This is a genomic window from Xylanibacter caecicola (assembly GCF_013166515.1).
In the GTDB taxonomy this organism is placed as follows: Bacteria; Bacteroidota; Bacteroidia; order Bacteroidales; family Bacteroidaceae; genus Prevotella; species Prevotella caecicola.
This window is the reverse complement of sequence record NZ_JABKKJ010000002.1, coordinates 210,106-228,441: the sequence shown is the minus strand read 5'-3', so window position 1 is coordinate 228,441 and position 18,336 is coordinate 210,106. Positions and strand designations below refer to the sequence as shown.

The following is an 18,336-nucleotide window of genomic DNA, read 5'->3' as shown; positions in this document are numbered from 1 at the left end:
TAGCATCTATAGAACCTATAGCCCTAAGCCCCCATCGCCTCTTTCAGCTCGTTGTATCTTGCCCGCCACAGTTCGTTCTCTTTTCTCAGCCCCGTTATTGTAAGCTCCTGTTCTGCGACACGCCTTTCCAGATATTTCAGCCTTGCGTCCTGCTCATGCCTGTATCCGGTGCGTGCAGCGTGCATCCTTTCCTTTATGCCGCCTTCCGTCACGAACTCCGTTTCAAGGTGTTTAAGATAGCGGTTCATCATTACATCCACCTGGTAGCACAGTGTCAGACCTACGTTTGCCATCTCCTCATCGGTCCATCTGTCAAAGAAAGCGGTGTAGTCGTCCATGCTGTTGTGCCGCCGGGTAAACTCTTGCATTTGTCTGTAGCGCGGATGCCCGTCAGTCCATAGCGTCATCCTGCGTGCCTTTATGTAGTCCTTGAAGTCTTCACGCAGTTCGTCCACACTGCTGCGTGCCACATTAAGAAGTTTCAGCTCCATCTCTGTCGATGTCTTCCCGTCCTCACAACCTTCAACGATGTTCTGCTTGCACGAGCGCGCCGCCTATATCATCTGGTCTTTAGTCCTGTCGCCGTATTGCGGCAGAAACCTGTTGCAGAAAGCGAAAGTAAGGTGATACAAGACCTGTGACTTCTGATAAAACCGTAGATTTCTCCACGCAGCGCCTGTGCGCAGTACCGTCCGTGGCTTTTGCTGTTGCATGGCTGTCGTGTCTTTATGGTTTTTATTATTCTTTATCTCCATGGTAACTATAGTAACTATATACTCTATAGCATCTATAGAAACTATAATCATTTATAGCAGATTGTTTGCCTTCATTGAACTATAGACTCTACAGTATCTATAGAAACTATAGGCTCTATAGCTTCCACCCTGCAAATATATGCCTTTTATCTTAAAGAACAAAAAAATAGCGGTGGAAATCAAAAAAGATTTCCACCGCTATTATCTACATTTTCTTACCTTTTGCAATATTACTTAATTATAACATTGCTTCCCATTGTAAGTGTGAAATCATCTATAAGTACGTCAGCGCCCGGATTCTTCGAGTTCATGATAACGAGGCAATAAGTGCCGTCCGCTGTTATCTCGAAAGTATGTGTCACGAGCACCCACTCACCGTTGCTGATGTTGTTTGTATAATCACCGTATACATAGCTGCCTACCTTGCCGTCGGTAACGGGAACAAAGCCCGGACGTACCGATGCGCCGGTCGCAGTAGCAGCCTTTGCATAGAAAGTCATGGTATATGTACCTGCCTTAAGTTCGGTTTCCTGGTATCCGATACGCTTGTTTGCTGAAGTGGTTCCACCTACTTTTACCGAATATTTGCCTCCGTGTGCGTCTGTGCTCTGTGACAGTGTGGCGTTGCCGGCTGTCGATGCCGTTTTCCATTTGTTGGGCATACCGTCAACCCATGTCTCGAAGTCGCCGTTGGTGGCAGTTACATCTCCGGTGTTGTCATCTCCCCCCCCGGTGCTTCCACTGTCATCCTTGCCTTCTTTAACTGTAAAGTTCTTTACTTCCCATGTGCCTGAGCTTGCAGCGCACTCATAGTAAAGGGCAAATACTACGTTTGATTTACCGATAATATCAGCAGGAACTGCTGCGGTGAACTTTGTCCATGAGTTCCAGTCTCTGACTTCTTTCAATGTTCCGGTTATGTCTTTCCAAGTTGTGGTAGCGGGGTCACCGGTATAGTTGTCAGTTACAAGCACCTTGTTTGAGATACCTTCGATAGCCTCGCCTGCTGATGTCGTAACATAACGGAGAATATAGTCGAATGAGACTGTTGCTTCTTTAGAAGCAGACATGTTGACTGCTTTTGAAACAAGATAGCTTGATGAAGGAGTTGTTGCTTTTGATGCATTGTCATAACCTGTTGCTTTTGCATATCCGTAGCTGTCGAGAACCCAAGGTGTACCTTTGATATTCTTCACCGTAAATGAACCGAACGAGCTTGAGAATGTCTCGTTGATATAAGTTCCTTCAGCAGGGGGAGTTACTTCACCGCCCGTACCACCGTTGCCGTTGATAGATACGACATAGTTTCCGGTCGTAAATTCTTTTGTACCATTGTAGTTTACAAGTTTTCCGCAGATAACAACTACATCTCCCGGCTGGAGAGCATCCTCACCGGAGAATTTTGTACGGTTGGGACCTGCATATCCATTGAATACATAGAATTGATTGTTGGTTGTTCCGTTATCTGAGATATAATACTTCAAACTTCCGTATGAAGGATCGAAGCTTCCGCTGACAACAGAAACAACGGTACCCTTTACGTAAACTTCAGTTGATTCACTTCCGCCGTCCTCAATGTATTTCAATGCTGCTGCAACATTGTACGGATCTGCTTCTGTTCCGTTACCTGCCGGGTCAATAACTTCTACCGGAGGTATGCTCGGCTCGTCGTAAGGCATAGGAACGTCCTCACAACCTGTGAATGTGAATGCTGCCATGGCAAGCATCAGTATCGAATAAATATGCTTTTTCATAAATATACTATTTTTATTTATTGTTGTTGTTATTAGTTTTAATTGTTCTCAGGGAATTTTATGTCCTCATACTTGCGGATGAGCATCTGCCATGTACCGTTGTATATTGTCATGATACCCGTTATGCTGCCCTTGCCCTGAGGAAGAGGCATGCCTGCAAAGTCTGCATACTGGCTTGTGCGCACGACGAACTTGTTGTTCTCCTTTATGTTACGGTTGATGCAACCGCCGAGAAGTTTCTGTGTCTTTGCGTCACCCACGTTTGATGTTTCCGGATCCATGGCGAAGATGTTTACACCGTTGGCATCTCTGAACGAGATGTTCTTTATGGTGTACAGCTTGCCGCATTCTTTCTTCGAATCAAGTGTACCGATTTTTGTAATATCCAGCTCTTCCGGTTCTACCGGTGTCTTCATGCCAAGGAGTTTGAAGTGCTTCTGCCATCTAACCCTGTTCATGCGCGATACAGATATATTACCGTTCTTGTTTGTGTACAGGGTTCCGATTTGTGGCTGTGTGCCGTATCCTCCTATATACAAGTCTTTCAGCGATACAAGGATTTCCTGACCTTCGGGCAGGTATGAGAAAAGACCTCCCTGCTCGATGCAGATTGTTATGGCACCGGTCGCATCCTGTATGAAAATCTGACTGTAGATGTTGCCCTCTATGTCGTTGCCGGTAACGATACCTTTCAGCTTTATGTCCTCGTCTATCAACTTATAGCCGTTAGAAGTTATTGTCTTTTCGTATTTCTCCTTAAATGCGGCTATGCTCATGACGTTCTCTTCTTTGATGCTGTTGTCACCGTATGGTGCGTTGCTTCCGTCGGGAGCGTTCCAATCGTCATCAAAGCCAATGTCCTCACCGCCGATACATCCTGTAAACATAATGCAGGCGGCAGCCATGAATATATATAATATCTTTTTCATAATATTGCAGTTTTAGAATTTATAAGCAATGTTCAGCATACCGTTTGTTCCGTAGGCATAGAACTTGTTGGGGTTTCTGTCAAAACGATATGCACGTTTGTTCTCGCTTGCAGTCCATGAACTGCGGCTCTGCTCGAAACCGCCTGTGCAGATGTTCTGGTTGTTGAGAATGTTCGTTATCATGAGGTTGATGGACAGTGAGCCGTGTTTCAGGTATATGCTCTTGCCTATAGAACCGTCGAGCATGAAACCGCCGTGACCTTTCTGCTGGTCTATTATTTCCGGATTTACACAGTCGCCCACCCATGTGTCGTCATATCCGGATGCAGCTCTTGCTTCCCATGTCTTCAACGCACGCATGTTGGGAGCGTATGAAAGATAGATGCGGTCGTACCAGTTGCAGTTAAGGTCTATGAACCATCCGCCTTTGTGATAGCTCAGTCCGAGACTTGCTGCCGTAAGCGGCGTGCCCGACTCGCGCATGTCCTTGTTGTAACATGTATTGTAGTCGTAGATACCGTTGCCCGGTGTCTCTGTATATCCGTATCCGTGATATTCACCACTCTTAGACTCCATAAATGTCATGTGCGAGTTGTTGATGTTCTTTGCATCGGATATTGTTCCGAGCAACATCACGTTGAACGCGCTTGTCACCTTTATGTCCACGCCTGCCTCAACGCCGTAGTAGGCTTTCTTGCCGCCCGTGAGCGAGAAGTATGTGAACGAGTTTGCGTCGTCGTAGAAGAAGTTCTGCCACTCGGTTACGTTCGTCATACGGCTGTAGTAGGCATTGACGTTTGCGTGCAGCCATGAGTTGCGGTGCTGGTAACCCACTTCGGTACTGAACACACGCTCGTTCTTGAGGTCGAGCACGAAGTCGTTGTTTATCTCGGGAGATGCGAATGCCGTCGAAGCCTGCGGTGCGCGCAGCTCGTAGCCAAGACCAAATGTCACGGTGTTGCCGCGTCCGAGATTAAGGCTTGAACCAAACTTCACTCCTCCGTCGAAGAACTCTGCCTTGCCGCTCTTGCCGTAAGAGTTGTCAGCCGCAAGACCGTTGCGCATCTTGCCGTCGCGCTGCATCGTTGTGTAGCCCGCCTTTGCGGCAACATAGTAGTGCAGTGCGCCGAAGTTCTCTACGTAATTTGTCCACAGCTGTCCGCGGTTTACGAGTATGTCGTAGTTGTAGCCGAACTTGTCACCCTCGCGTACTATGCCGTTGGGGTTGTTCAGGTCGTACTGTATGCGCGGGTCGTCGATGGCGTATGTGCCCAGTGCGTATGTGTTGATGTTGTGATATATGTTTGCGCCCAGCAGGTCTTCCATTGTCTGGTAGTGGCGTCCGCGGTTTGTTCCGGCAGACAGTCCTGCGCTCCATTTCTTGTTGGCGTCTATCTGCTTGTTCAGTGCTGATGCCAGTGTCAGCGTCAGGGCGTCGTTGTGCTTTGCCTGGATGAAGTACATTGCATCGGCACCCTGTGCGTTCACTCCCTGATTGGAGAAGTAAAGGCGATCCCAGTTTATCTGACGGTTGCCCTTGCTCGATGTCCAATAATTGTACTGCTCGTTCCAGTCGGCAAGGTTCTGATCCGTGCGGTTGGTAACGTCATCCTCATCCCACACGTTGAACCTGCTGCTCGGCATGTTCTTCCAGTATGTCGGGTGCGGGTTGTCGCTGTTGTTGTAGTTAAGCTTCGTGCTCTTGTACATGCCGTACTTGCCGAAGAGCGATGTCGTGAGCTTGGTGTTGTCATCGATGTTCCAGTCCCATGTGAGGAGTGCCGACGGCGCAAAGTCGTTCACGATGCGCGAGTTGCGCTTCTTGCCGTTCTGATATCCCCAGTACGGGTTGTAATACTTGTCGTTGGCAAGCCACAGCGCCTCGTCCGTGGCGGGTCCCTGTGTGGAACGCTCCGTGGGGTTGCCCCATGTAGAGAACGACAGGGAGTGCTTGCCCCCGTCGAACATCTTCTGTACGCCGAGGAAGTATGACAGGGCGTTGTAGAACGTTCCCTCCACGTATCCTTCTTTGGCTCCGCGGTATGTAAGGTTGGCAGAGAACGCCCATCCGTCGTTGTTGAAGCCGGAGTTATAGGTGTACATCGCACGCAACTGGTAGTTGCGGTTTGCGCCGCTCAGCGTCACGCGGTGACCTGTGGCAAAGCTTCCGGGGCGAAAGTTGTAGTTGTTGGAGCCGCCCATGCCGGACATAGAGAAGCCGTTGCTCTCGAACGGCAGTGCGTATTCAACGTTTCTTGTCTGCTGGTTGAGACCGCCCACGAGCGAGTAGCGGAACTGTCCGGACTCCATGTCGTTCATCGGCACGCCGTTGATGAACACGTCGTTGTACTTCTGGTTGAATGCGCGGTAACGGAAACGTACCGGTGAGAACAGGTATCCCACCTCGCTTGCGTAGACATTGTTGTTCGAGTTGATGATCGACACGTTCTGCGACATGTCGTCGTCCTCGCCCAACTGCGCCTCGGTAAACGTGAAGGCCTGCTCCGTCATGGCGCTGGCTTTTTGCCCCTGGCTGTTGTCCGTCTGTGCAAAGACAAGAGGACTATAGCAGAGGGCTATCACTGCTAACTTCAGTTTTTTTTGCATAATTAGTGTTTTTAATTAGATATTTGGTGACAAAAGTAGTTAAAAAAATGAAGAATGAAGAATTTTGGAGTTACGATTTTTTAATTTTGAATTATGAGTTACGAATTACGAGTTATTCTCGCCGTGCTGCGATTATCAATTATGAATTACGAATTATAAAATTCAAATGAGACAATTCGTCATTTAATAAATCAACATCTGCCAAAGGCAGACAACTCGTAACTCGTAATTCAAAATTCGTAATTCAAAACTTCTTCCCCCCGACAATGCTTATAAACGTGCCCGCAAGTATCTTCATGTCCATACACATCGACCGGTGCTCAAGATAATACAGATCCATTTCAAGCCGCCTGAGCATCTTCTCCATCGTGTCGGTATATCCGTTGTGCAGCGTGGCGTATGACGTCACTCCCGGACGTATGACGTAAAGCCGCTCATAGCGCGGGTCATGCTCCATTATCTTCTCAATGAAATACCTGCGCTCGGGACGCGGACCGACGAACGACATGTCGCCCGTGAACACATTCCACAACTGCGGAAGCTCGTCAAGATGATGACTGCGAAGGAAACGCCCCGTGCGTGTTATGCGCGGGTCGCTGTCCGTCTCAAGCAGTGCCGGCTCGTCTTTTTCCGCGTCCTCGCACATGCTCCTGAACTTGTATATGCAGAACGGTCTGCCGCCCCGCCCTATGCGTTCCTGCCTGTATATCACCGGCAGTCCGTCCACACACGCTATGGCTATGGCACATGCCAGCATCAGCGGCGAGAACACAATGATGCACAGGGCGGACAGTATGATGTCAAAGATACGTTTCATCCGGCATGCCCCTTCTTTATATGTTTGAAAATCATGCGGTTCAGCACAAGATGAAAAGCTGTATATGATAATATGTCGATGATGATAACAGTGGTAAATCCGGCAAACGCCAGAATGTTGTTTACAACGATAAACATCACCGCCAACGCAAGTATAACGCAAAGTGCCTTGTGCTGCGACATTCCGGCGCGCATCAGTTTGTGGTGTATATGCTTCTTGTCGGCGGCGAATATCGACTTGTGGTTGCGAACCCGGTGCAACATCACCCTGAACACGTCGAACGTTGGTACGATCAGCAGCGACGGGGCAAATATCAGACTGTTATCCCTATAGGGCAGAACAGCCGGATTGTCCATAGAGTATTTCACGAGCAGAAAACTTAATATAAAACCCAGAGTAAGGCTTCCAGAGTCGCCCATGAAGATCTTCTTGTTCTTTTCCGCATCACCGAATATATTGTAATATAGAAACGGGATGATTATTCCGATAAGTCCTGCAATCAATACGGCATACGTCCACAGCCCTATATTGGCGAATGCAAAAAGAAATCCCGTCAGGGCTATTATGCTCAGTCCCGCCGACAGTCCGTCTATTCCGTCGATAAGGTTCATGGCATTGTCTATGAACACTATGGTGAGCACCGTGAGCGGAAATCCTACGGCAAACGGAATCTCATATATGCCGAACAGTCCGTACATGTTGTTTATATATAGTCCCGACATCGGCAGCAGACATGCGGCAACAGTCTGTATAATGAATTTTGTCCTTGCCGAAAGTCCGAGGATGTCGTCCGTTATTCCCGTTATGTATATCAGCATCAGACTTACGAGAAACGACACCGACCACAGACTTATCGATATCTTCTGTTCGCCGTCGACCTCGCTCATAGTCATCACAGCTATCACGAACGACAGCAACATGCCCGGCAGGAACACTATTCCTCCTAATCTGGGAATAGCGTTCTTATGTACTTTCCGCGAGTTGGGTATGTCGTACAGTGCCTTCTGCCTGCAAAAGTCGAGTATGTAGGGTATTGATATGAATCCTATTATGCAGCCCAACAACAGTGCGCCCGCTACAAATAATATATATGATGCCATGTACGTGTCAAAACTGTTTATTATCTTTAACAGACAAATATGCGGAATATTGCATCGGCACGGTTGTTTTTTTACTTAAACCGTCCTCTTTCATAAAGAAATCTCTTCAACAGGAACGTCAGAAAATATGGAAATGTATAGAATTTACCATTAAAGCCGATGTTTTTATATCCCAACTTGATACCGTATTTTATATCAGGAAACTTATCTTCTTTCAGTAGGTTATTCAGTGAGACCGTTGCGCCATCACCGGCCTTCACCTCAACGGGAACAAGAGAGCCAGAGTCTCTGATAAAGAAATCCATCTCCATTGCCGGCTTGTCACTCTTGTAATATACAAGCCGGTATCCCTGCTTTACAAGCATGTCACCCACGATGTTCTCATATATGGCTCCTTTATATGTACCTAAATTCTTGTTTGCCCTCAAGTCCTCCTGAGCTTCTTCGTCAAGAGATGCTATCAGTAGCCCTGTATCCTTAAAATATATCTTATACAGCTTAGGGTCATAGTTTCCTTTAAGCGGAAGTTCCGGCTGATTCATACAATAGCATATATTGACAACGCCGGCATCTGCAAGCCATTCCACACAGCCTATATAATCTCTGTTTCTTGCATTCCTGGCAATCTTAGTAACCTGAAAACGCTTGTTCTCTTTTGCCAGAAAAGTGGAAATATGACTGTACACCGCCTTGACCTTTGCCTTGTCCAGTCCTTCCACATATTTGGTGATATCCTCTTCATAATCTTTCAGCAGTTGCCTCTGTATGCCCAACGTGCCGCTGAAATTTCTGTTTCTTATATATGTACTCACCACTTCGGGCATGCCTCCTATGGTGACATAGTCGCGGAACAGATCAAAAAGGACGTCAGTCTGCAAGGTTGTAAGAGGTCTGACTTCCAACATGTGCCGATAAAGGTCTTCAATAAAATCATCCGTATATCCTTTAGCCCAGAGAAATTCTTCGAAATCCATCGAATGCATCTCGTAATCTTCTTTATACCCTACACTGTTTGACTCTATCTCCTTATAGTTTATCCCCATCAGTGAACCGGAACAGATGACATCAAACCTGCCGTCCAGTTTGAAGAATTTCAAGGAAGTGGCACAGTCGGGACATGCCTGCAGCTCATCAAAAAAGAATATAGTCTCACCGGGTATGAACTTCAACTCCGGACTGAGCAAGGAAATATTTTTTATGATGGCGTCAACCTCGAAACCGTCATTGAATATATCACGATACTTCTTTTGTTCTACAAAGTTTATCTGTATGACGTTCTTGTAGTTACGACCTGCAAACCATTCGATCGAGCGTGTCTTTCCAATCTGGCGGGCACCTTTGACTATAAGAGGTTTTCTGTCCGGGTTGTCTTTCCATGCTTTCAGATAAGCATCCACCTTTCTCTTAAGCAGTTTTTCCATATCACAAATAAATTAATAATATTTGCAAAGATAATCATTTTCACATTATCCAGACAGAATTCAGGTAGTATTTTCACATTTTCCGTGCCATGCACCGGTCATAATTTCACATTTTCCGGCATTTTTTCGCTCCTTATTTTCACATTATCCCGGTCACAGACACTTTTTTATATATATGATGGTATGTCAAGATAAGAGGGAGGGGGGAGGATAAAAGACGTATGGTTGTGTCACTTCATATACGACTATTGTCCTTTATCTTCCGTGGCTTCAGCCACACAACTACCCCATAACTTCTTTTAACTTCGTATTTTGAGTTGTATCGTAACGGAAACAGAAGCTATATCCTGAATTCAAAAATCTTGTAGAGATATTTCATGGATATGAAGACGATGTTCGTGTAAAGCCCGTTCCTGCGGCATGCCTTCACATCCTCGCGGGTTATGAGCAGCCAGTCTTTCGTTTTTTAAGAGTTTTTCTATATCGTATTTTCTGACTTATGTCAGAACCGAACATATTTATGAAATGCTTTACAATCTGAGTGAGACACAAATATACATAAAACAAATATGCCTGGAATATATTTCCACCATTGGCAATGACGATGCGTATATAGTCTTTTCTTTTCTTTATAATGCTGTTGCTTGTTGCCCCTCCTGCCCTAAAGCACGCAATGTCATAATCCACGTGCTTGAACGTCGCCCCCATTCGGTATGCCCGCATCAGAAAGTCAAGATCCATGGGGTAGCGTATATCCACATTATAGCCTCCGAAACGGCGGTATGCGTCACGGCTGACAAACATTCCCTGATGTGCCACGTGACAGAAGAAAGGGGTCACGGGAAATTTTGTCGACGGTATCTCCCTGCATTTGTATCCTGTTTCCGGATTTTCGAGCAGCACGTTGCCGCAATATATGTCATGCTTGCCGTCATATGCCTCGGCCACGTGCCGCAAAGCCTCCGGTATCATCACGTCGTCCGAGTTTATCATTACGATGATATCCCCATCGGCATTTGCTATGCCTTTATTGAAAGCATCGCTTATGCCTTTATCCTTTTCGGATATCACCGTATTAAGATATTGTCTGTATTTGTACACAATGTCCATGGTAGAGTCTGTCGAACAGCCATCTACTATAACATAGTCCAGATTATCATATTTCTGGTCCAATACACTTTTAATGGTATCTTCTATGGTCTTTTCACTGTTGTACGATACGGTGACTACGGTTATTCTGGGATTTTTTTCCATAAATCAATATGAGTTTAGAAGCACTGCCAACCTGAAAAGTTTCCATGTATGTCTGTCGGCGCATGCAAATCTTTTGTCCGCGCATAATGACAGCCGATTCACAAATGATGTTTTTGCCCCGATGAACGTGTCCAGCATTTCAACATTTTCCTGACTCATCATTGCTGCATACCCGTTTCTTATCTCACAGGCCCTCCGGTAACGTGAGTGTTCACTGTTCCTAAATCTCTTCAGTCTGCGGCTCCACTCGTGCCATTTGCTGTAACCTTGTCCTATTGTGTTGTTGTCATGCTGTCTGTATAATATATGCGGTGTCTTGTCAAAATATATTTTCGCTCCCACCGCCTGTGCCACACTATATATCCATACATCGTGCATGGGTATATAGTTTGGTTTGTATCGTGCAACCATATCACGCATCCGACTGTTCATCACCATTGTACATCCCGGTATAAACTCATATACAAGCGATTCTCCGAAAGTGAGCAGCGGGGCTGTCTGCACGATAGTTGTAGGACGCAGAAAAGCATCGGTCAGCTGTGTCCTACTGAAATATAATGCAGGAACGTTTTCGGCAGAATGCATCATGTCTGTCGCAACCTTCAGCTTCTCCGGCATCCAGTAGTCATCCTGGTCCGCAAAAGCATAGAAATCGGCTGCCCCCGCATTTTCCAACAACTCCATAAAGCTGCGTGCCGGTCCTAAGTTTTTTCCAACATGCCAATCAAGCGCTTTCCCATATTCTCCCAATATACGTTTTGTCCCGTCAGAAGAGCCGTCGTCTCTCACTGTGAGTCTGACATCTACTTTCTGCTGTGCCAGTATGGAGTCTATCTGTTCCTTAAGAAAACGCTCTCCGTTATATGTGGACATCAGAACATTTACTGTCATTTTTCCAATAGTTTTTTGAATATAAAGTCTGCCTTTTTTACGGAAATCTTGTCCGTAAAATTCTCCCTTACCCTTTTCATACTTTCTTCCCTATATCTGTCTCTCAATTTTTCATCAGAGAGTATCTTATCTATTGCCATGGCATATTCCTCCGTATTCTTCAGCGTGACCTCTTCTCCTGTCTGTCCCTTCAACGAAACCCATCCCACTCCTGAGCCTTCTATATGGAATGTTACGGGCACGCAACCGCAGTACATTGCCTCAGCCAGTGCCACACCGAATGCTTCCTGCTTGGTTATCGATGAAAATCCGAATACGGTTGCCGCATGATAATAGCACCGCAGATCGTCCTGTGAGACTTTCCCGAGAAATACAATTCTGTCCGAACTTACCAAAGATTTCAGATATTCCGTCTGTGGTCCACGTCCGGCAATAAGTATCCGGCAGTCGGACTTAATATATTTCTCAGACTCTATCAAATAGTCTATTCCCTTATATGGTATATGCCTTCCAACAAACAGTATAAGTTTTCTGCCACCGAATCTCTCATGTATTTCCCTTATGCGCTTTTCATCTCCGTCCCTTATCTCCAGTTCACTTACTATCACGCCATTCTGCAACACCTCGGTTTTATCACTATATCTGTATATGGGACTGGTGGGATGTATATAATTAGGGCTTGTTGCTATTATGCAGTCCGCTTTCTTCAGTATATAGTTCTCCACCGGTTTTATAATTTTGTACATCACTCCTTTCGCAAGTATGTCCGAATGCCAAAGTAACGATATTTTACATCCATGTGGAGCGAATGCAGCCAAAGGATAGACAAATGGATTTGGACAATGTATGTTTATTATATCCGGTTTGCATTCTTTGATGATGTTTCGTATACTGACATAATATGCCGGAGCCACGTCCTGACTTGACAGTCTGAACATGACGGCGATACGGTACACTTTTGTACCGTTTATGGTCTCCGTATGTGTTTTCCCGTCCGTGCTGAAGCACACAACCGTATTGCAAAATTCAGACAAGCCCTCGACAAGATATTTTGACACGGTCTCTATTCCTCCCTCTTCGGGATAATAGTATTTGCAAATATGCAATATGTTCTTTTTCATAAGTATTCTTTTTATCATTAACGTGACAAGTATGTATATCTTGTCCTATGAGGTTTTATTTATACTACGTACGTCTATGCGACTCTTTTTAAAGAATTCGGAAAAGTCAAGACTGTATTTTTCCTGGGTAATCAGTATTACAAAGAATACGAACTGCAACGACAGAACGATGTTCTGTATAAAGCTCTCACTATAGAACTGCAATACAAGTATCTCCACGACAAGAGCGTATATACACCTTCCAACCGAACTTCCGTTGATGAAATACCTGTAGACCAGTCCGGAAAGCGTTCCGTATACAAACGCGAAGAAGGCTATGCCTCTGTATTCGAAGTCTTCAAAAAACGGTTGGAATATGGTGTACACATTGGTGGGAATCGGCACAAGCACATAATCTTGTATACGTTCGTACACGGCATAATTCCCCCAGCCCCATCTGTCGAGAAAAAAATATATGTACTGAAACGTATGAGATCCGAATTGTCCTTCAAGCTCCGGCTGTATCATTCCGAATGCCACCGGCGGTGACAACACGTAACATGCGAAGAAGTCGAGAAACTCCATCCCCTTTTCTCCATTGCCCGTATCGTCGTATGCCCCCGCCATTACATTGTTGAAAAGAAAGAAAAAAATGACAATGCAAAATATAACAGTGACAATAGTCCTTACACGGATGATTTTCTTCTTAAACAACACAAACATGGAGCTAAGTATCATGAAAAATATACCGCTTTTCTCCATCATAGAAAAGCAAGACAACAGGTTGGTGACAACCAGCACCGCCACTTTCCAGCCTTTAGTCTTGGGATAATTCCACAGCGCTATGACGAAAAGCACCTGATTTATGACGTGTGCATAATTAAGAAACCCGAAGTCATTGTCACCATATACAGCCAACAAGCGTATGTTCTCAAGCATATTCTGCGAGTCGAACATCGATACAAGTTTCATCACCATATATAGTTGCATAGGCGTTATGAAAACCGCTATAACAAAAAAAATGTCAAACAGGGTTTTGTTTACCGACATTGCTCTCAGATGTCCATTACGGTCTGTCCCTTTCCTTGCCGGCAATACACTATATGTGATTATCGAGGATATGCAAAATATGGGAACCCACAGCATCAGACTGTAAAAGAACTGATTGTTCATAGGATACAACAAGTCTCCCTGAAACTGTGTCATGAACATCATGACAAACCATATCTCACATGTGATCATCCATGGTGAGAAATAGTCTCCCAAGCCTGTTTTCCTGAACGCAAGCATCATTATCCCCAATGCTACCAGCAAGAAAATTTCCATATACCTACTCCTCCTTGTCTTTTAGAATTGAGTTCTTGTATAATATCCACCACGTGGTGCATGTCCATGTTATTAACAGCAAAGCCATGATATATCCTCCCCATGACGGGCTGCACGGACCTGTCGGCACCGTAGGATTGTAAAGTACTGTAAAGTATGGCAGGCTTCTGTTTATGGCAAGTCTGTAATGCTCATATTTCATGCAGGCTTGGTTGTACCTATTGAAAGCGTTGTCTCTTTCCGAGGTCAGCTCACCGATGACGGCATTCTCGGAGGTAAGTTCGCTCTCAGTGTGTGACTGCACGTATGCAATGTACTCTTTTTGTGCCTCATGATATTTCTTTCTTGCCTCCCTGCGCTGTATGAGCGCATCATTCATCTTGGCATTGTTCACGGTAGCACGGTGTTCCTCGAGGAATTCCGCCAACAGGCCGCACAACGAGTCTGTCATGACGGCGGCCACTTCCGGATCATTGTCTTTGACCTGCAGTTTTATAGTAAAATATTTTCCGGACAGCTTGTATCTTATTTTTTCATCCAGCAACCTGCGGGAATAGATGCTGTCACGTGTTATGAACGGCTCAGCCCACCAAGGTTCCTTGTTCATTGTCCTTAGATACTCGGCGTATGTCATTCCGTATTTATCAACATTTGTCCTTAACATACGATTAAGGAAACTCTCCGACTCTATTACCATGGCATATGTCTCCGGATTTTGCATGCCTTCTTGCACCAGTTGCATTTTCTTTACCATTGCCTCTACCGGATCAAGCCCCACCGACAGTTCCATACTGATTTTATGCTCGTCCGTCACTTCCATACGAGCCGCATATTCCTTGGGCACGGACAGACATATTATAAATGCAAGCACAACAGACAAGAGTCCGTTTACGGCATACAGTTTTCTGCGCGCCAGACATTCTTTAAATATATCGCGTTCCGGCTCCTTGTCACATTCCGGCTGTATTTTGTCATGCATATATTTTTCCCTTGTCATTATCTCCCGTCCTTTCCATATATGACGTTCAGAATATCGTCTCCCTGTTTCTGTAGACAAGCATGGACACGCGTATGAGAAAGGCAAGCATGGTGTAGATGGCAAGTGTGAATATCTTTGGTCTGTTACTGTGCTTCACGGGCACAGTTGCCGACTGCACTACGGTGAATGCCGGTGTTCTCTCCTGCACCTTTGCCTTTGCCAGCTGCAGCTGCTCGGCCACCTGTGTGTAGATGTTGTATCTCAATTGCATTTCATTCTCCAGTTCCTCCTCCTTTGCCTTGACTGTTTGCAATATTACGTCTTGATTGGAGTCCGAAAACTCGGCATATTTTCTCCGCGCCTTTATATAGTCGTTTTTTGTCTCATCGAAAAGACGCTCCATATATACAAGGTCGTTTCTTGCCTTGTTGGTACGGTATCTGGTGATAAACACCTGCAGTCTTGCCTTCACAGAGTCTGCCATGGTTGCCGATATTAACGGATCCTGATCTGTTACGACAATCGATATCACTGAAGTTTTCTTGTCTACGTTACATTCAATATTACCGGATATATTTGACGCAATATCTGCCTGATCCTTCGTCAGCCTGAACGGGTCTATCTTTTTCTTTCCCCCTCCGCTCTCGCCTTTTATCTTCTTCACCAACTCTATCACCCATACCTTCGGATAGTTCCACCAGGATATCTTTTGCTTTTTCTCCATATAGTCATAGTATGTAGTGTTTATGTTCCCATCGGCTGACTTTACCTTGACCGGGAACAGACTCACGACAAAATCGGTAGATTGCATGAGGTCAGGGTATATCTCCGGAAATATGGCGTCGTCACCGCTCAGTATATTCTTGTTAAGCCCTACAAGACTTGCCATTGACGACAGTCCCGAACCAAGTCCGGCTCCCGATGATTCAGGGGCCAGCATAACCCCGGTCTTGTATATCTTCGGAATGCTGAACGCTATTACAGTTCCAACTATTGCACCTGTAAGACAGTAAACAATTATTTTTTTTCTGTCTGACAATATCAGTTTCATCAGACGGTACAGATCAATGTTTTTTTTATCGCTTGTCATATTATTTCTATATGCTTGTTTACTTATTTTATTCTTGTTATCTTTCTCAGAATTACCGTCAGTATGTATTTCCAATATTTAACATATGCTATATGCATGTTCTCTATTCCATAAACAACACGCATACATAAAGCATTTCTGGCACACCACAGTCCCTGTCTTGATATTCCCGATGTATCACTTAACGATATCACCGTATCCACTTTCATGTACAACCTCTCCGGTACGGCAAGAAAAAACATGAGATCTGACACGGTATAGGGACGTGTGACGGTATAATATCCGTATTCATCATGAAGCGAGCGACGGTATATAGCCGATTGGTGGAAAACGAGTCCTTTTTTTCTGTCGCTTGGCTTTATTGTGATTTTCCCATGTCCGTCAATCTCTGCATAATCTGAATACAGGAACTGCTTGTCGCCCGGAATATCACGATCTAAAATCTCACTCAGCACTGTGTCTGACGCAAAGATGTCTCCGGCATTCATACACACTACCCATTTGCCCGAAGCCCGGCGTATGCCTTTGTTTATGGCATCGTATATTCCGTTGTCCGACTCGCAGATAAAGTGATCTATTATGTTTTTATACCGTTGTATAGTTTTTTCTGTTCCGTCATGACTGCCTCCGTCCACGACTATAATCTCTTTCTGCGAAAAGTTTTGTGCTGCAAAACTTTTCAGGGTCTTTTCCAGTCCGTCTTTATTGTTGAAACACACGGTGATAACAGAGATTACAGGTATATTGTTGTTTATCTTGTCCATATTCCGTTTGCTTTATATGTGGTTATTTTCTTGAATTGCATGCGGTTGCATATCATACTTGGCAGATTTACCACAGTCATTGCCAATACTATGCTACACGAATCGGGTACAAGTGAGAAAGCAAGATATGTGACGGGAATAAAAGCAAGCGCAGCACCGGCTGTAAAAATCACCTGAAGAAACAGTGCACCGACACCATTAAGGAAATACGAGAAACTAAGACTCTCTATCAGTACGCCCACATACAAAGCTGTCACAGCCGTGAGCGCTACCGGAATATAAGTTTCCTCCCCTATCCATATATTGAAAAACCATGGCGACACGACAGCCATCAGTATTATAAGGAGCTGAAGACCTCGCGTCATTTTCATCATTCTCCTATGCGACTGTATTATCCAGCCCATGTCTCCCTTCTCGTATGCATCGGTTGTTGCGCTCCAATACGGCGTACTTAGTATTGTGAATGCAAGTATGACAATAGTGAAATATCGGTAGACAATTTGATATGGAGTTACTGACGCGGGTGAAAGCAGGTGGGATATTATTATGTTTGAAGTGAAAAAAAGTATTATTCCGGACATCTGTAATATGAAGAACTTTATTCCTATGGTGAAAAGACCTTTCGCCGTCTCGATGCGGAAAAAGGAAAAAGACGGACGTAACGCCTTATATCTTACAAAGAAAGTGTAAGGGTATGCCATAATGTACACTATCAACGGTGATGCGGTGTTGACAACTGCTATTACAAGGAATGATCCGTGTCCTGTCAACCAGACGGCATACGTTAACACAAGGGTCAGTGTTTGCCCACACGTTACGATCAGATTGTTGACCGCAGGCAGCTGCAAACCCATATAGAAGTTTCCGATAAACTTGAAGATGAATGTACTGCACACCAGTATTATACACAATACCACTATCTTATGCATACCATGTATTTCGCCATGAACCACATTAAGCAGTGAATACACGTCAATATGCCATGCAATGGCACACAACACAAGCATCATGGGCAGGATGATGAATATCAGCATGAAAAACGTGGACGATACCAACTCTCGTGCTTCACGCATATCACCGTGAGCCATGGTCGCTGCCAACTTATTTCTCAAACCATTACCTAACCCGATATCCAGATGATCAATCCATACAAGCAAAGATGACAGAGTGAGCCACACACCATTCTGATATTCTCCGAGACAGTTCAAGGTGACAGGCACGAGCAAAAGCAACACCAGTCCCGACCAACCCTTTATAAGAAAAGAGAATATTATATTCTTTCTTATCAAGGCCGTTCTTACATTGGCGTCTCTGCCGGAGATGCAGGATATAGTATCTTTCAATGTCACTTTTCTCATTCGTCTCATATAACAACGCTTAACATATGCCTTTTATTGCATAACCCATAGGTTTATGACACGTAAACCTATGGGTTACGGGGCGTAAAGCTATGGGTTATGGGAATTGATAATTGATAATTTATAATTGATAATCAGGATTTTAGGATGACAAGCATGTAATCCGGGAGTATGACAGGGGGCTGTGGAGG

At 45.0% G+C, this 18,336-nt stretch carries 16 protein-coding genes; all 16 read right to left on the bottom strand.

Translation table 11 applies throughout. The features are described from left to right. Nucleotides 1–23: 23 nt before the first annotated feature. Complete coding sequence (locus HPS54_RS02520; RefSeq protein ID WP_338142806.1) at nt 24–491, bottom strand: four helix bundle suffix domain-containing protein; 468 nt, start codon at nt 489–491, stop codon at nt 24–26. A gap of 63 nt (nt 492–554) precedes the next feature. Further along, nucleotides 555–806 (bottom strand): hypothetical protein, encoded by a 252-nt coding sequence (locus tag HPS54_RS13015; protein ID WP_338142805.1) that lies wholly within the window; start codon nt 804–806, stop codon nt 555–557. A 179-nt stretch (nt 807–985) separates the two neighbouring features. After that, nucleotides 986–2,509, bottom strand: a complete 1,524-nt coding sequence (locus HPS54_RS02515) for a carbohydrate binding domain-containing protein (protein WP_172343899.1) — start codon at nt 2,507–2,509, stop codon at nt 986–988. 38 nt (nt 2,510–2,547) lie between these two features. Then, on the bottom strand, nt 2,548–3,438 hold the full coding sequence (locus tag HPS54_RS02510; RefSeq protein ID WP_172343898.1) for a DUF5689 domain-containing protein: 891 nt from the start codon (nt 3,436–3,438) through the stop codon (nt 2,548–2,550). 12 nt (nt 3,439–3,450) lie between these two features. Next, a complete protein-coding gene (locus HPS54_RS02505) occupies nt 3,451–6,045 on the bottom strand; it encodes a TonB-dependent receptor (RefSeq protein WP_172343897.1) in 2,595 nt (864 codons plus the stop codon). 244 nt (nt 6,046–6,289) lie between these two features. After that, nucleotides 6,290–6,862, bottom strand: a complete 573-nt coding sequence (locus HPS54_RS02500; RefSeq protein ID WP_172343896.1) for a sugar transferase — start codon at nt 6,860–6,862, stop codon at nt 6,290–6,292. Next, nucleotides 6,859–7,962 carry an MraY family glycosyltransferase gene (locus HPS54_RS02495; protein WP_172343895.1) on the bottom strand — a complete coding sequence of 368 codons (1,104 nt, stop codon included), beginning with the start codon at nt 7,960–7,962 and terminating at the stop codon, nt 6,859–6,861. Before HPS54_RS02495 ends, HPS54_RS02500 begins: the two co-directional genes overlap by 4 nt. A 71-nt stretch (nt 7,963–8,033) precedes the next feature. Next, a complete protein-coding gene (locus HPS54_RS02490) occupies nt 8,034–9,383 on the bottom strand; it encodes an ATP-binding protein (RefSeq protein WP_172343894.1) in 1,350 nt (449 codons plus the stop codon). Nucleotides 9,384–9,824: 441 nt separating this feature from the next. After that, on the bottom strand, nt 9,825–10,637 hold the full coding sequence (locus tag HPS54_RS02485; RefSeq protein ID WP_172343893.1) for a glycosyltransferase family 2 protein: 813 nt from the start codon (nt 10,635–10,637) through the stop codon (nt 9,825–9,827). 3 nt (nt 10,638–10,640) lie between these two features. Continuing rightward, nucleotides 10,641–11,528 (bottom strand): glycosyltransferase family 2 protein, encoded by an 888-nt coding sequence (locus tag HPS54_RS02480; protein WP_172343892.1) that lies wholly within the window; start codon nt 11,526–11,528, stop codon nt 10,641–10,643. Next, nucleotides 11,525–12,649, bottom strand: a complete 1,125-nt coding sequence (locus tag HPS54_RS02475; protein ID WP_172343891.1) for a glycosyltransferase — start codon at nt 12,647–12,649, stop codon at nt 11,525–11,527. Before HPS54_RS02475 ends, HPS54_RS02480 begins: the two co-directional genes overlap by 4 nt. Before the next feature lie 45 nt (nt 12,650–12,694). Beyond that, nucleotides 12,695–13,954, bottom strand: a complete 1,260-nt coding sequence (locus HPS54_RS02470) for an O-antigen polymerase (protein WP_172343890.1) — start codon at nt 13,952–13,954, stop codon at nt 12,695–12,697. A gap of 4 nt (nt 13,955–13,958) precedes the next feature. After that, entirely contained in the window at nt 13,959–14,933 is a 975-nt protein-coding gene (locus HPS54_RS02465) for a GumC domain-containing protein (protein ID WP_172343889.1), read from the bottom strand. A gap of 46 nt (nt 14,934–14,979) precedes the next feature. Next, nucleotides 14,980–16,023, bottom strand: a complete 1,044-nt coding sequence (locus HPS54_RS02460; RefSeq protein WP_172343888.1) for a GumC domain-containing protein — start codon at nt 16,021–16,023, stop codon at nt 14,980–14,982. Between the two features lie 23 nt (nt 16,024–16,046). After that, nucleotides 16,047–16,787: a glycosyltransferase gene (locus HPS54_RS02455; protein WP_172343887.1), complete on the bottom strand. Its 741-nt coding sequence runs from the start codon at nt 16,785–16,787 to the stop codon at nt 16,047–16,049. Further along, nucleotides 16,775–18,154: a lipopolysaccharide biosynthesis protein gene (locus HPS54_RS02450; protein ID WP_253951908.1), complete on the bottom strand. Its 1,380-nt coding sequence runs from the start codon at nt 18,152–18,154 to the stop codon at nt 16,775–16,777. The genes HPS54_RS02455 and HPS54_RS02450 overlap by 13 nt, the downstream gene beginning before the upstream one ends. Nucleotides 18,155–18,336 lie beyond the last annotated feature (182 nt).

What these genes read in the sequence shown, in the direction of transcription:
- HPS54_RS02455 (WP_172343887.1), bottom strand. Translation starts at nt 16,787, where the DNA reads ATGGACAAGATAAACAACAATATACCTGTAATCTCTGTTATCACCGTG.
- HPS54_RS02520 (WP_338142806.1), bottom strand. Translation starts at nt 491, where the DNA reads ATGGAGCTGAAACTTCTTAATGTGGCACGCAGCAGTGTGGACGAACTG.
- HPS54_RS02510 (WP_172343898.1), bottom strand. Translation starts at nt 3,438, where the DNA reads ATGAAAAAGATATTATATATATTCATGGCTGCCGCCTGCATTATGTTT.
- HPS54_RS02505 (WP_172343897.1), bottom strand. Translation starts at nt 6,045, where the DNA reads ATGCAAAAAAAACTGAAGTTAGCAGTGATAGCCCTCTGCTATAGTCCT.
- HPS54_RS02475 (WP_172343891.1), bottom strand. Translation starts at nt 12,649, where the DNA reads ATGAAAAAGAACATATTGCATATTTGCAAATACTATTATCCCGAAGAG.
- HPS54_RS02465 (WP_172343889.1), bottom strand. Translation starts at nt 14,933, where the DNA reads ATGCATGACAAAATACAGCCGGAATGTGACAAGGAGCCGGAACGCGAT.
- HPS54_RS02470 (WP_172343890.1), bottom strand. Translation starts at nt 13,954, where the DNA reads ATGGAAATTTTCTTGCTGGTAGCATTGGGGATAATGATGCTTGCGTTC.
- HPS54_RS02515 (WP_172343899.1), bottom strand. Translation starts at nt 2,509, where the DNA reads ATGAAAAAGCATATTTATTCGATACTGATGCTTGCCATGGCAGCATTC.
- HPS54_RS02460 (WP_172343888.1), bottom strand. Translation starts at nt 16,023, where the DNA reads ATGACAAGCGATAAAAAAAACATTGATCTGTACCGTCTGATGAAACTG.
- HPS54_RS02495 (WP_172343895.1), bottom strand. Translation starts at nt 7,962, where the DNA reads ATGGCATCATATATATTATTTGTAGCGGGCGCACTGTTGTTGGGCTGC.
- HPS54_RS13015 (WP_338142805.1), bottom strand. Translation starts at nt 806, where the DNA reads ATGATTATAGTTTCTATAGATGCTATAGAGTATATAGTTACTATAGTT.
- HPS54_RS02490 (WP_172343894.1), bottom strand. Translation starts at nt 9,383, where the DNA reads ATGGAAAAACTGCTTAAGAGAAAGGTGGATGCTTATCTGAAAGCATGG.
- HPS54_RS02450 (WP_253951908.1), bottom strand. Translation starts at nt 18,154, where the DNA reads ATGAGACGAATGAGAAAAGTGACATTGAAAGATACTATATCCTGCATC.
- HPS54_RS02480 (WP_172343892.1), bottom strand. Translation starts at nt 11,528, where the DNA reads ATGACAGTAAATGTTCTGATGTCCACATATAACGGAGAGCGTTTTCTT.
- HPS54_RS02500 (WP_172343896.1), bottom strand. Translation starts at nt 6,862, where the DNA reads ATGAAACGTATCTTTGACATCATACTGTCCGCCCTGTGCATCATTGTG.
- HPS54_RS02485 (WP_172343893.1), bottom strand. Translation starts at nt 10,637, where the DNA reads ATGGAAAAAAATCCCAGAATAACCGTAGTCACCGTATCGTACAACAGT.